The sequence below is a fragment of the Geodermatophilus sp. URMC 62 genome (genome assembly GCF_052931475.1).
The window spans coordinates 1,755,341-1,768,727 of sequence record NZ_JBRFHY010000001.1; the positions used below are offsets into that span (position 1 = coordinate 1,755,341).

Consider the following 13,387-nt stretch of genomic DNA (forward strand, 5'->3'; position numbering starts at 1 on the left):
AGCGCGCCTCAGCGGATCTGCTGGGTGGGGGTCGGCGGCACGGAGCCCTGCTGAGCCGGGGCCTGGGGCGTCGGGTCCTGGGGCGCCGGGGCCTGGTGCCTCGGGCCCTGCTGCACGGGCGGCTGCTGCGTGGCCGGCTGCTGCGCCGGGGTCTGGTCGACGACGATCTGCTCGCGCTGCAGCTGCTCGGTGATCCGCTCCTGCCCGCCGACCAGCTCGGTCCGCAGCCGGACGCGCTCGACCGGCACCACCTCGACGGTCACGACCGGGCGCTCGGCGTGCAGCACGATCTCCTCGGGCAGGCCGGCGCCGACGCCGGTCCCCGTCCCGACCCCGCTGCCCGTACCGGTCGCGGAGCCCGGCACCGCGGCGCCGCCGGTGGGGGCCAGCGACTCGCCGGGGCCGGGGTCGGGGGCGTCGAGGGGCACCTCCTCGACCCGGACCTCCTCGCGGCGGATCGGCACGGTCACCTGCACCTCCTCGGTGACCACGTACTTGACCACCCGGACGCGGGTGGCGGCGACCTGCTCGGTGCCCACCCGCAGCTGCTCCTCGCTGCGGGTCATGGCGCCGTCGGTCGACCGTCCCGGCGCCGCAGCGGCCGGGGCCGCCCCCGCGGCGGGAGCAGCCGGGGCCGCCCCCGCGGCGGGAGCTGCCGGGACCGTCCCCGGGACGGGGGCCGCCACGGGGTCGATGGGGGTGGTCGGGGCCGCGAGACCCATGGTCGCGGTGTCGTCCCGGGCGGTGCCGTCCCGGGCGGTGTCGTCCCGGGCGGCATGCGCGTCGTCGACCGGGCGCCCGCCGGTCACCGGGGTCGCCGGCCCGTCGGTGCCGAGCCCGGTGCCGAGCCCGGTGTCGGTGCCGCTGTCGACGCCGGTGTCGGTGTCGGTGTCGAGGCCGTAGTGCCGGCGCAGCTCCGCCTCCTCGTCCGGCCCCAGGTGGTCACCGCCGACGGCGGGGGCGTGCCGGACGGCGTCCCTGCTCACGGGCACCCGCAGCACGCCGTCGGCGAAGCTGGCCTGCGTCGCGGGGACGATCGAGTGCCGTGTGCCGAACAGGCCGGTGCTGACGGCGACCCAGGTCGGTGCGCCGGTGCGGTCGTCGACGAAGAAGCTCTCGACGGTCCCGATCTTCTCGCCGTCCGGTCCCTGCGCCGTGCTGCCGACCGCTGCGGACAGGTCTCGCTCGCTCAACACGCTGCTCGCCTCCTCGCACGTCGCCTGCTCTGGCGTCGCTCAGGCGCAGGAGTGCCCGGTCCGACGTGCCCCGACACCCCCGTCACACCTACGGTCGGTCGAGGGACCACCGGCTGAGGAGGACGGCGTGAGCAGCGGACAGCTCGAGGTGGAGCGGAAGTTCGAGGCGGGACCGGACGCCGTCCTGCCCGACCTCACGGCCGTCGACGGCGTCGCCACGGTGGGGGACGTCGTCACCCACGAGCTCGACGCCACCTACTACGACACCCCCGACCTCCGGCTGGCCCGCGCGCGGGTGACGCTGCGCCGCCGCACCGGCGGCACCGACGCCGGCTGGCACCTCAAGCTGCCCACCGCCGTCGCCGGGTCGCGCCGGGAGGTGCACGCCCCGCTCGGCCCGCGCCGCAGCGTGGTGCCGCGGGCGGTGACCGAGCCGGTGACCGGTGTGCTGCGCGGGATCCGCCCCGGGCCGGTGGCCACGCTGCGGACCACCCGGCTGGTGACGCCGCTGCTCGACGCCGAGGGCCGGGTGCTCGCCGAGGTCGCGAGCGACACCGTCACCGGCACCGCGTTCGCCCCCGACGCGGACGCCCCCTCGACGACCACGACGTGGCGCGAGCTCGAGGTCGAGCTGGTCGACGGCGACGAGGCCCTGCTCGACGCCGTGACCGCGGCGCTGACCGGCGCGGGCATCGCGCTCTCCGACTCCCCCTCGAAGCTCACCCGGGTGCTGGCCGACCGGCTCGCCGAGCTCACCCCCGCGCCGCCGCGGCTGCCGGCGGCCGACCACGGGGACGGCGGACCCGAGCGCGGCAGGAGCGGGAAGGGCGGCAAGGGCGGAAAGGCCCGCAAGGGCAGCAAGCGGGCGGAGGCCGGACGGGCCGCGCCGACGGCGGCCGAGGTGGTGCTCGCCGCCGTCCGCACGCAGGTCCGGGCCCTGCAGACCGCCGACATCGGCGTCCGCACCGGCGATCCCGAGGGCGTCCACGACCTGCGGGTCGCCTGCCGGCGGCTGCGCAGCATCCTGGCCGCGTTCCGGCCGGTGCTCGACCGCGCCGCCACCGAGCCGCTGCGCGCGGAGCTGCAGGTGACCGGCGCCCGGCTGTCGGCGGCCCGGGACGGCGAGGTGGCCCTGCAGCACCTGCGCGCGGTGGTGGACGCCGAGCCTCCCGAGCTGGTCCGCGGACCGGTGGTGGCGCGCCTGCGGTCGACCACCGTCGCCGACCACGAGAAGGGCCGCAGGGCCGCCGTCCGGGCGCTGTCGGACCGGCGGCACCTGCAGCTGCTCGACGCCCTCGACGCCCTGCTCACCGACCCGCCGCTGGCCGAGGCCGCCGGGCAGCCGGCGCCGGCCGTGCTCGCCGACGCGATCCGGCGCACCGGCAAGCGGCTGCGGCACCGCACCGCCGAGGCGCGGGAGAAGGCGCAGCAGGAGGCGGGGGAGGGGACCGGGACTGGGCGGCAGGAGACGGTGCCGGGCTCCTCCGAGGCGGAGGAGCACGCCCTGCACGAGGTGCGCAAGGCCGCCAAGCGGGTGCGCTACACCGCCGAGGTCGCCGCCCCGCTGCTCGGGACCCCCGCCGAGGCGCTGGTCGCCTGCACGAAGCAGGTGCAGGACGTGCTCGGCGAGGCCCAGGACACCGTGGTCGCCCGGGCGGTGTGCACGCGGCTGGCCGCGGCGGCCACCGGCGCGGGGGAGGACACGTTCACCTATGGCCGGCTGCACGCGCTGGAGGAGTGGCGCGCCGAGCGGGCCGACCAGGCGTTCTGGGCGCTCGAGCCGTCGCTGCGGGCCGCCGTCCGCGCCGCCGCCCAGGCGTAACCTGTCCACCGTCCGACCGGCCCGCACCGGCGGCCTGCGCGCAGGGTCCCGCCGCGGGGCCGGTGACGTGCCGGAGCGGCCCCCTCGCAGGGTCCCGGCGCGGGTTCGCCAGCGGTGAGGCGCAGGAGGTCCTGACCCTGTCCCTCATCGGTCTGCTGGGGTTCGGCACGGTCGTCCTCCTCGCCCTGCTGGTCCTGCACGGCTACGTGTGGTGGCGGCTCGTCCGCGGCACCACCCGGCCCGGCCGCACCCGCCGGCGGCTCACGCTGCTCACCGCCGTCCTCACCCTGCTGCCCATGGGCGCGGTCCTGCTGCGCCGCGAGGACTCCGCCGTCAGCACCGCCCTGCAGTGGGTCGGCTTCAGCTGGCTGGGCACCGTCTTCTACCTGTTCCTGGCGCTGCTCGCCCTGGAGCCCGTGCGCTGGGGAGTCACCCGGGTCCTGCGGCGGGCCGGGCGGCGCCGCGCCGCCGAGGAGCTCCGGCCGGTGCCCGCGCAGCACCCGGCCGCGGACGGCGACCCCGCCGCGGCCGGCACGGCACCGGGAGGCGGTGCGCCCCGGGAGGGGGACGGCGTCCCCGACCCGTCCCGCCGGCTGCTCCTGGCCCGCGGCCTGGCGCTGACCGCCGGCGCGGTGGCGCTGGGCACCGCGGGCACCGGCGCGTACCTCGCCAACGCCGCACCGGTCGTCCGCCGGGTCCCGATCGCCCTCCCGCGCCTGGACCCGGCCCTCGACGGGCTGCGGATCGTGACCTTCTCCGACGGCCACCTCTCGGCCACCTACGGCGGACGGCGCTTCGAGCGGCTGGTCGAGACCGTCAACGCGCAGCGCCCCGACGTCGTGGCGATCGTCGGCGATCTCGTCGACGGCGACGTCGACCAGCTCCGCGAGGACGTCGCCCCGCTGGCCGACCTGGTCAGCGAGCAGGGCGTCTACTTCGTGACCGGCAACCACGAGTACTTCGTCGACACCACCGCCTGGCTGCGCCACCTGCCCACGCTCGGCGTCGAGGTGCTGCGCAACGAGCGGGTGCCCGTCACGCGCGGCGGCGCCGCGTTCGACCTGGCCGGCATCGACGACCGGACGGCGGCCGCCTCCGGCCTCCCCGGCCACGGTGCCGACCTCGACGCCGCCCTCGACGGCCGCGACGACGCCGTCCCGGTGGTCCTGCTGGCCCACCAGCCGGTCATGGTCGATCAGGCGCGGGCCGCCGGGGTCGACCTGCAGCTGTCCGGGCACACCCACGGCGGCCAGCTGTGGCCCTTCGACTACGCCATCCGCCTGGACCAGCCCGCCGTCGAGGGACTCTCGCAGCACGGCGGCACGCAGCTCTACGTCACCGCCGGCGCCGGGTACTGGGGACCGCCGATGCGGGTCGGCGCCCGCCCGGAGGTCACCGTCGTCGAGCTGCGCGCCGGGTGAGCAGCGCCACAGACGTCTCATACGACATGACGTCCGCAGACGTCTACCTGCGCCTACGCTGGCACCTGTGACGGCGGCGACGGCAGGACCGAAGTACCTCTCGGTCCGCGAGCACCTGCGGCGGCGGGTCGGGGCCATGCCCGAGGGGGCGCTGCTGCCCCCGGAGCCGACGCTGTGCGCCGAGTACGGCGTCAGCCGGATCACCCTGCGCCGCGCCGTCGACGGGCTGGTCATCGACGGCCACCTCGTGCGCGAGCAGGGCCGCGGCACCTACGTCACCCGCCCGGCGATCCGGCACGAGTACCGCGAGAGCTTCGTGCACCGCATCGCCGGGTGGAGCTCGGTGATGGCCGAGCAGGGCGCGCAGGTGGGGACGGCGGTGCTGCAGCAGCGCGTCGTCCCGGCGACGGCGGCCGTGGCCGCGGAGCTCTCCCTCGAGGTCGCCACCGACGTCGTCGAGCTGGAGCGGCTGCGCAGCGTCGACGGCGCCCCCAACCACGTGGCGCACAGCTTCCTGCCCGCGACGCTCTACCCGCGCGCCGCCGAGGAGGACTTCACCGAGGGCTCGCTCTACGACTTCCTCCGCCGCGAGTACGACGCCGACCTCGCCCACGCCCGGATCGTCGTCGACGTCGGCACCGCGGCCGCCGACGAGGCCGACCTGCTCCGGATCGCCGTCGGGTCACCGCTGCTCGTCGTCCGCACCACCGTGCGCGACAGCGCCGGCCACCCGCTGGTGCACAGCTTCTCCCGGCTGCGCCCCGACGTCAGCCAGGTCGAGTTCGAGGTCTCGGTCACCGGCCGCTGAGCCGGTTACCGTCGGGAGCGTGACCACGGCCAGCGGCAGTCGGGAGGTGGCCGCCCCGCGCAGCCGCGTGTGGCGGGCGCTGGCGGTGCTCGAGCCCTACTGCGCGGTCTGCGACGTCTCCTACGTCGTCGACGGCGAGGCCGCCGGCCCCGGCACCACGTTCGTCTGCGTGCCGGGGACGCTGCCCGAGGGCCAGACGCCGCGTGCCGGAGCGCCCCGCGGCGAGATCGTCGAGTGGGAGCCCGAGCGGGTGGTCACCACCCGCCTGGAGCTCACGCCGGAGACCTGGACGACGCGCATCGAGCTCGCCGACGCCGACGCCGACGCCGGCGGCACGCGGGTCACCGTCACGCTCACGCACCAGCCGCGCCGCGTGCGGCTGGCCGACCGGCTCTCCCGCACGGCGCTGCAGCGGATGGTCCAGCGCACCGTCGACGGCGAGCTGGCCAAGCTCCCGGCGCACCTGGAGCAGGTCGCCGCCGACTGACGTGGTCCACCACACGGGGGACGGGAGCGTCACCGCGAGTGCCGCGGGTACGGGAAGCTCAGGAGCACCCGGCGACCGGCCGGGTGCCGCATCCCCCTCCTGGAGGACAGTCGTGATCGGTTTCCTCGTCGCCGGGCTCGTCATCGGTGCCCTGGCCCGCCTCATCGTCCCGGGCAAGCAGAACCTCGGGATCCTCGCGACCCTCGCGCTGGGCGTCGTCGGCTCGCTCATCGGCGGGCTGATCGCCCAGTTCTTCCGGACGGGCTCCATCTGGGAGCTGAACGTGCTGGGGTTCGTGTGCGCCGTGATCGCCGCCGTCCTGCTCGTCGGCGTCGCCGAGGGCATCGCCGGCCGCAACAACCGCGCCATCCGGCGCTGACGTCCGCCGGGGGAGCCGGCCGGCCTCACAGGTCGACCGACTCCCCCGCGGCCAGCCGGCTGAACGGGGTGGGCGTGCCGGGGCCGCGCTCACCGAGCAGCCCGGTCACCAGGCCCAGCCCCGTGTCGTTGAGCAGGCCGTCGTGCACCGCGTACGCCTGGTCGGCCTCCACCGCCCGCACGTAGTCGATGACCTCGGCGACCTTGGACCACGGCGCGTGCAGCGGCAGCAGCAGCGTCGGCACCGGCGTCCCGGGCACGGTGAACGCGTCGCCGGGGTGGAACACCTGGCCCTCGATCAGGAAGCCCACGTTGCGCACCCGCGGCAGGTCCGGGTGGATCACCGCGTGCCACTCGCCGTGCACCTGCACCTCGAACCCCGCGGCGGTGACCGCGTCGCCGTCGCCCACCGCGTGCACCCGCGAGCCGAGCCCCTCGAACAGCGCCGCGACGGACGGGTTCGTCCACACCTCGAGCGCCGGGTCGGCCTTCAGCGCCGCCCGCAGCCGCTCGGGCACCACGTGGTCGGCGTGCTCGTGGGTGACCAGGACGGCGGAGGCCCCCTGGAGCGCCGCCGGGTCGGTGAACGCCCCTGGGTCGACCACCAGCCGCCGGTCGCCGTCGCTGACCACCACGCAGGCGTGCCCCTGCTTCGTGAGCTCCATGGACGGCATCCTGCCGCCACGGGCGGAGGGCCGCCGCCTCACCCGGAGGGGTGGTGCCGCGCTCCTCGGCCTCCCGCGGCGCCCCGCCGCTGCCGACCTCTCCTGCATGGCCGCTCCGACCGTCCCGACCAGCGCCCCCACCGCGTTCGCGACCACCGCCTACGCCGCCGCCCGCAGCCGCGCGCACGGCCCCACGGCCGCCCTCTGGCACGCCGTGGAACTGCACCGCCCGGCCACCGAGGTCGACGGCGCCTGCGAGCTCACCCTCTGCGGCACGCTGGCGCGCGTCAGCCTCGACGAGGAGTGGCCGGCGTCGACCCGCGACGTGTGCGCCCCCTGCGTCGTCCTCACCGGCGGCCCGTCGACCGCGGGCCGCTAGGCGCCCTCGGCGAGCTCCGCGCGCAGGCGGGCCAGCAGGTCCGACCGCGTGCCGGCGCCCAGGCGCTGGCGCATCCGGGAGACGTGGTGCTCCACGGTCTTCGCGGAGATGTAGAGCCGCCCGCCGATCTCCCGGTAGGTCCGCCCCTCCACCACCAGCCGCGCCACCTGCCGCTCCCGGTCGCTGAGCGCACCGGGCGCCACCGGCGTCGTCGTCGCGGCGCCCTCCCCGTCCTCCCCGTGCGCCGCCTCGCCGTCGGCGGGGTCGACCAGCGTCCGGGCGCAGGCCAGCAGCATCGACCGCACCCGCGGGTCGGTGACCCGCGCGGCGGCCTGTCCCGCCAGGCGTGAGCCGTCCCAGCCCAGCCCGGCCGCCCCGAGCGCCTCCGCCGCCGCGACGACCGCCGCCGGGTCGATCTCGTCGGTCAGGACGTGCAGCCAGCTGCGCCCGGCCTCGGCCAGTGTGGCCGCGTGCGGGTGGGTCCGTGCCGCGGCCACCAGCGCCGCGGCGTGCGGCCGCAGGGCGGCCGGGTCGTCGATGATGATCGCCGCCTGGGCGCCGCTCCAGTGCAGCGGCGCGGCCCACAGCTCCGGGTCCCCCAGCCGGTGCAGCAGCTCCTGCGCCGCCGCGACGTGGCAGCGCAGCCGGTCGACGTCGCGCAGCCGCGCCGCGGCCACCACGAGCTCGCCCAGGGGCAGCAGCGTGAACAGGTCCACCGGGTGGCGGACCACCGCCTCGCGTGCCCGCACCCACGCGCGCACCAGCGCCGGGACGTCGCTGCTGCGGCGGGCCAGGCCGACCTCGAGGGCCTGCAGGAAGACCTCGTCGCGAGGCTCCAGCGCGCCGTCGCCGGTGTCCTGGGCCTCGGCCGCGAGCTCACGGGCCCGGGTCATCCGCCCGGCCAGCATGGCGATCCACGCCAGCAGCAGCAGGTGCCGGGGCCGGGCCGGGCGGCCGCCCAGGTCGGTGTCGACGGCGCGCTGGAGCACGGACCCGGCGACGGTCAGCTCCCCGCAGTGCAGGGCGACCAGGGCGGCCAGCGCCGAGGGGGTGTCGACCAGGAGGGCGGTCCGGCCGACCGGCTCCAGCAGCGCCGCGGCGCGGGTGAGCGTGGACAGCGCCGCGGCCACGGTGTCACCGGCGTCCGTGCCCGACCGCAGCGAGGCGGTGACGCCCTCGGCCATCAGCTCCTCGCTGACCGAGACCATCGTCGGCACCGCGGCTGCCGCGCCCCGGGCCTCGGCGACCACCCGGGTGGCGGCGTCGCGGTCGCCGGTGGCCAGCAGCGCCAGGGCCGCCGACCCGGCGTGCTCGGCGCCGGCCAGGCGGTAGAGCTCCGCGGCGCGGCCGAGCAGCCCGCGGCGGGCCAGCACCGCCGCGAGCACGCCGGCGGCACGCGGCCGGTCCGCGGCGCCCGGGTCGGCGAGGGCGGCGTCGGCCCACCGCACCGCGCCGTCGAGGTCGCCGGTCAGGGCCGCGGCCTGCGCGCGGCGGGCGGCCAGCCCGGTCACCGGGGCCCCGCTGTCGGCGGCGGCCGCCAGCAGCTGCCCGGCCAGGGCGGGGTCGGCGGAGAGCGCGGCGTCGGCGTGCCGTTCCAGCAGCGCCGCGGCACGGGGGTCGCGCACCCGGTCGGCGGCCAGGCGCAGCGCCAGGTCGACCGGCTCCTCGCTGCGCGCGACGAGCAGCCCGAGCAGCGCCCGGCGGGTGCGCCGCGTGACGTCGGCGGGGGTGGCGGCCAGCAGCACCTCCCGCGCGAGCGGCACCACCCGGCCGTCGGGCAGCAGCCAGCCGGTGGCCCGCCCGGCGGCGATGAGGTCGGCGACCCGCGCCTCGGGCACGTCCAGCAGCCCGCCGAGGACGTCGTCGTCGAGCGGTGCGCCGGCCGCGACGGCGTGCAGCAGGGCGCGGGTCGGCTCGTCCAGCCCGTCGAGGTCGGCGTGCAGCAGCGCGAGGACCTCCTCGGGGATGACGTCGCCCGCTCCGGGTCGCCCGCCGCGGCGGGAGAGGGAGCGCAGCATGCAGTGCACGAGCGCCGGCAGCCCCCCGGTCCGGGCGAGGACGGCGTCGGCGAGCGCGGGGGTGGCGGCCGGACCCAGGCAGGCGCGTGCCCAGCCGGCCACGAGGGCGCGGTCGGCGTGGCCGAGGACCACCGACTGCCGGTCACCCGGGACCGCCGCCGCGACGTCGGCCAGGAGCGCCGTCAGCTCGGGCGGCCGGGGCCAGGGCCGGGCGGCGAGGACGACGCGGCCGCCCGGGTGCTCGAGGGCGCGCCGGACGCGGTCGGCGACCTCGCCGGCCATCCGGTGGGCGTCGTCGACGACGAGGACGAAGCCGCCGGGGACGCCGTCCGGGTCGGCGGTGCGCCCGTCGAGGACCGCCGTCCCGGCCCGACGGTGGGCCGCGGCGAGGTCGTCGAGCAGGTGGGTCTTGCCGGTCCCGGCCGGTCCGGAGACGACGACGGCGCGCGCCGCCGTGGCCCGGACGACGGGCCCCGTCGGCTCGGCCCCCACCGGGACCGGGACGGACGGACCCGGGCCGTGGACGCGGGCGCCGGCGCTCACGGGGTCCCCGACGTGGCGTCGCCGGTGGTCGCGGTGTCGCCGGTGCCGGTGCCGGTGCCGGTGATCTCGGTGTCGCCGGTCGTCTCGCCGTCGGTTCCCGTGTCGCCGGTCGTCGGGGGGTCCGTCACCGGCTCGGGATCCGGCGTCGTCGGTGGGTCGGGCGTCTCGACCTGCGGCGGGTCGGGGGTCTCCACCGGCGGCGTGGTCGTCACCGGCGGAGCCGGGGTGCCGGTGTCGGGGGTGCCGGTGTCCGGGGTGCCGGTGTCCGGGGTGCTGGAGGTGACCGGCGGCGACGTCGTCCCGGACGTTGTCGTCCCGGGCGTTGTCGTCCCGGGCGCTGTCGTCCCCCCGGGCGCTGTCGTCCCGGGTGCGGTGGTCACCGCGGGCGGCACCGTCCCCGCGGGCGGCACTCCCCGCGCACCCGCGGTGTCGCCCGGGGAGGCGGACGCCGGGGTGGTCGTGCCGCCGGCGGCCGACGCCGAGCTCGCGCTGCCGCGAGGAGCGACGGTGCCACCGGCCGACCCCGGCGCCGTCGCCGGCAGCGTGCCGGCGCTGCCGGGAGAGGCGGCCGGGGCGTCGGTGGCCGTCCCCTCGCCCGTGGCGCGGGTGCGGCCGCTTCCCGCGCCGCCGCCCGAGGCGCCCCCGGGATCGACGATCGCGGCACCGGCCACCGAGAGGGAGTCCCCCGCGGGGAGCGCCGTGCCGTCCTCCGCGGTCTCCGCCTGCGCCGTCGGGACGTCCCCGGCGGCGGGCGCCGAGGTGTCCCCGGCGCCGAACAGCCCGGTCAACGCCGGCGGCAGCACGAGCAGCACCGTCAGCAGGGACCCGACCACCACCGCGCGCCGGGTGCGGCGGGACCGTCCGGGCCGCGCCGGGCCGGCAGCGGAGGGACGGGCACCGGACGGGCCCCGTGGTGGGGCGGCGGGCGCGCGGTGCGGCGGCCGGCCGGCGTCGACGGCGAGACCCACGGCGGGCACGGCCGGCACGTCGGCGACCGGCTCCTCGGCGGCGAGTGCCGCGGCGGCCAGGCCGGCCGCACCGAGCGCGGGCGTGAGCGCGGGATCCGCGCCGAGGACCAGCGGCCGGCCGAGCTCCCCGGACAGCACCTCGGCGACCAGGGGGATGCGGGACCCGCCGCCGGTCAGCACCACGGCGTCGAGGTCCGCGGGGCGCAGGCCGGCGGACTCCGCCGCGGCGGCCAGCCGCGCGGCCGACTCCCGCACGGGGCCCTCGACCAGCTCGTCGAACTCCTCCCGGGTGACCCGCACCGTCTCCGGTCCGGCCGTCACCCGCACGGCGGTCTCCTCCGCGAGCGCCTCCTTGGCGGCCGTGCAGGAGCGCCGCAGCGCCGCGGCGGCCGGCCCGTCCAGCGCTGCGGTCAGGCAGCCGAGCACGTGGGCCACGAGCAGGTCGTCCACGTCGCGCCCGGCCCAGGGGTGCGGTGCGGGCGGGGTCGCGAGGTGCACGGGCAGCGCGGCGGCGGGGTCCCCGGGGTCGGGGCCGACGACGGCGACGTCGAGGGTGGCGGCACCCAGGTCGTACACGGCGACGGCCGACCGGTCCGGCAGCTCCCCGGCGGCGGTGTGCGCCGCGACGGCGGCGGCGGCCGAGGACACCAGCGTGAACCGCGGCGTGCCCGCCTCCTGCAGCGCGGCGGCGAGGGCGCCGCGGCGGTGACCGGACCACGACGGCGGCACCGTGACGACGGTCCACCCGTCCGGTCCGCCCTCCTGCGCCCCGGCCGTCTCCCGCACCTGCCGGACCACCTCGGCCAGCACGTCCGCGGCGGGGACGGGGCGGCCCCCCAGGTGGAGCGGTGTCGCGGCGCCGACCCGCGCCAGGACGTGCGCCGTGCCGCCCGTCGCCGGCGCACCCAGACGGACGCCGTCGTCGGCGACCGTGTACGCGGCGGGGCCGGAGCCCCCGTCCCCCAGCGGGAGGGGCCGGAGCTCTCCGGTGCCCGCGCGGGAGACCGCCGCGGCGACCGTCCCGTCCCCGATGTCGATGCCCAGCCCGTACTCGCCGTCGCGCACGGTTCCCCCCCGTCGCACCGTTCCCGGCCCCCGCCCGCGCCGGTACGTCGCAGGACCGTATGCCGTGGACGTCACACGCGTCCCGCTTCTCCCTCCCGTTCCGGCTTGCAGGGTGTGAGTGAGGGGTGACACCCCGCAGCCCCTAACGGTGAGTCAGCGGACACCCCCCATCGAGGTACCACGGGAGGGGCCGACACCCCCATGCCCGGTCCCCCCGGGGGCGGTTGGACTGCTGTCGACAGCCGGCCGACGGCGGACGGCTCACCGACACGGAGGACCGGCCATGACCGACATCACGCACTCGCTGCTCGACTTCATCCTCGACCTGTTCCGCGACTCCGAGGCCGCCGACGCCTACGCGGCCGACCCCGTCGGCGCCCTGGCCGCCGCGGGCCTCGACGCCACACCGGCCGAGGTCGACGACCTGGTGCCGATGGTCGCCGGGTACGCGCCGGTCACCTGGGGCGGGCACGGCGGTGGCTCCGCCCCGGCCGCCCCGGCCGCCCCGGCCGCCCCGGCCGCCCCGGTCCACCAGGCACCGTGGCAGCACGGGCACTGCGACGACGAGGCGCCCCGCACCGCCTCCGCGGCGGACCACGACGACCACCCCGCGCCGAGCACCCCGTCGGCCTCCGCCTCCGCCTCCGCACCGACCACCGACGGCGGCGACCACCACGACGACCACCACGACGACCACCACCACGACGACCACGGCGGCGCCCCGGGCGGCAGCGGCCCCGCACCGGCACCCGCCCCCGTCCCGGCCGGCGGCAGCGAGACGGTGGTCATCACCCACCTGCAGAACATCTCGGTGACCTACACCGACGTCGATGTGGAGATCGACGCCTCGCACAGCATCTGGGTCAGCGGCGACGCGCAGGCGATCTTCGGCGACGACAACGTCGTGTCCGACGACGGCATCGCCGCCGGCGGTGACGTCGAGGGCGCCGAGGTCGACAGCAGCGACGACGACGTCACCGTCACGGTCACCGACTCGGGCAACAGCTACGACGTCTCCGGCGACGGCAACGCCGTCGGCCGCGGCAACGCGACCGACAACTCCGACGACTCGACGACGGACAACTCCGACAACTCGGTGGACGTCGACAACTCCGTCAACGGGTCCTTCAACGGCAACGACGTCACCGTCGGGGACGACAGCCCGATCATCGAGGACTCCGAGGGTGTCGAGACCGGCGACGGCAGCGTCGTGGGCGGCGACCAGGTCGGCAGCGAGAACCAGGGCGGCACGAACACCACCGCGAACGACGGCGGCCAGGTCGGCGACTCGAACGACGGCAACGACGGGAACACCTCGGTCGACCTGGACGACGTCGGCAACGACTACTCCGACAACTCCACGAACCTGGACGACGTCGGCAACGACTACTCCGACCACTCCGACGACGGGGACGACGGCAACGTCGTCGACGACAGCGGTGACATCGAGGACAGCACCCTCATCGACGACAGCGGCGACATCGAGGACAACGTCGTCGTCGACGACAGCGGCGACATCGAGGACAACACCCTCATCGACGACAGCGGCGACGTCGAGGACAACGTCGTCACGGCCGTCGACGTCGACCACGCGGTCGCCTGACCTCACCCTCCGCGCTCGGCCCCGGCGTCTCCCG

At 77.7% G+C, this 13,387-nt stretch carries 11 protein-coding genes; 7 read left to right on the forward strand and 4 right to left on the reverse strand.

The window, feature by feature from the left end; genetic code table 11:
• Positions 1 to 8: 8 nt before the first annotated feature.
• Entirely contained in the window at positions 9 to 1,196 is a 1,188-nt protein-coding gene (locus ACU616_RS08395; RefSeq protein ID WP_446758014.1) for a DUF2382 domain-containing protein, read from the reverse strand.
• Positions 1,197 to 1,323: 127 nt separating this feature from the next.
• On the opposite strand from ACU616_RS08395, the gene ACU616_RS08400 reads away from it, so the two are divergent.
• From ACU616_RS08400 to ACU616_RS08420, 5 genes are all read left to right on the forward strand, one after another.
• Positions 1,324 to 3,018: a CYTH and CHAD domain-containing protein gene (locus ACU616_RS08400; RefSeq protein WP_446758015.1), complete on the forward strand. Its 1,695-nt coding sequence runs from the start codon at positions 1,324 to 1,326 to the stop codon at positions 3,016 to 3,018.
• Between the two features lie 62 nt (positions 3,019 to 3,080).
• Positions 3,081 to 4,439 (forward strand): metallophosphoesterase, encoded by a 1,359-nt coding sequence (locus tag ACU616_RS08405; RefSeq protein WP_446758016.1) that lies wholly within the window; start codon positions 3,081 to 3,083, stop codon positions 4,437 to 4,439.
• Positions 4,440 to 4,506: 67 nt separating this feature from the next.
• Positions 4,507 to 5,247 (forward strand): GntR family transcriptional regulator, encoded by a 741-nt coding sequence (locus ACU616_RS08410; protein WP_446758017.1) that lies wholly within the window; start codon positions 4,507 to 4,509, stop codon positions 5,245 to 5,247.
• Positions 5,248 to 5,266: 19 nt separating this feature from the next.
• Positions 5,267 to 5,734: an SRPBCC family protein gene (locus ACU616_RS08415; protein WP_446758018.1), complete on the forward strand. Its 468-nt coding sequence runs from the start codon at positions 5,267 to 5,269 to the stop codon at positions 5,732 to 5,734.
• Between the two features lie 112 nt (positions 5,735 to 5,846).
• On the forward strand, positions 5,847 to 6,113 hold the full coding sequence (locus ACU616_RS08420) for a GlsB/YeaQ/YmgE family stress response membrane protein (protein ID WP_446758019.1): 267 nt from the start codon (positions 5,847 to 5,849) through the stop codon (positions 6,111 to 6,113).
• A gap of 25 nt (positions 6,114 to 6,138) precedes the next feature.
• Here the strand turns inward: ACU616_RS08420 and ACU616_RS08425 are convergent, their stop codons facing one another.
• The gene (locus tag ACU616_RS08425) at positions 6,139 to 6,777 is read right to left on the reverse strand and encodes an MBL fold metallo-hydrolase (protein WP_446758020.1); all 639 of its coding nucleotides are present in this window, start codon (positions 6,775 to 6,777) and stop codon (positions 6,139 to 6,141) included.
• Positions 6,778 to 6,883: 106 nt separating this feature from the next.
• Between ACU616_RS08425 and ACU616_RS08430 the strand changes: the two genes are divergently transcribed.
• A complete protein-coding gene (locus ACU616_RS08430) occupies positions 6,884 to 7,156 on the forward strand; it encodes a hypothetical protein (protein ID WP_446758021.1) in 273 nt (90 codons plus the stop codon).
• Here ACU616_RS08430 and ACU616_RS08435 read toward each other — a convergent pair.
• Positions 7,153 to 9,717, reverse strand: a complete 2,565-nt coding sequence (locus ACU616_RS08435) for a LuxR C-terminal-related transcriptional regulator (RefSeq protein ID WP_446758022.1) — start codon at positions 9,715 to 9,717, stop codon at positions 7,153 to 7,155. The genes ACU616_RS08430 and ACU616_RS08435 overlap by 4 nt on opposite strands.
• A complete protein-coding gene (locus ACU616_RS08440; RefSeq protein ID WP_446758023.1) occupies positions 9,714 to 11,750 on the reverse strand; it encodes an Hsp70 family protein in 2,037 nt (678 codons plus the stop codon). The genes ACU616_RS08435 and ACU616_RS08440 overlap by 4 nt, the downstream gene beginning before the upstream one ends.
• Before the next feature lie 283 nt (positions 11,751 to 12,033).
• Here ACU616_RS08440 and ACU616_RS08445 point away from each other — a divergent pair, with 283 nt between their 5' ends.
• The gene (locus ACU616_RS08445) at positions 12,034 to 13,353 is read left to right on the forward strand and encodes an IniB N-terminal domain-containing protein (protein ID WP_446758024.1); all 1,320 of its coding nucleotides are present in this window, start codon (positions 12,034 to 12,036) and stop codon (positions 13,351 to 13,353) included.
• Positions 13,354 to 13,387: the final 34 nt, after the last annotated feature.

Coding starts and splice junctions, on each gene's coding strand:
- ACU616_RS08425 (WP_446758020.1), bottom strand. CDS start 6,777: ATGGAGCTCACGAAGCAGGGGCACGCCTGCGTGGTGGTCAGCGACGGC.
- ACU616_RS08430 (WP_446758021.1), top strand. CDS start 6,884: ATGGCCGCTCCGACCGTCCCGACCAGCGCCCCCACCGCGTTCGCGACC.
- ACU616_RS08445 (WP_446758024.1), top strand. CDS start 12,034: ATGACCGACATCACGCACTCGCTGCTCGACTTCATCCTCGACCTGTTC.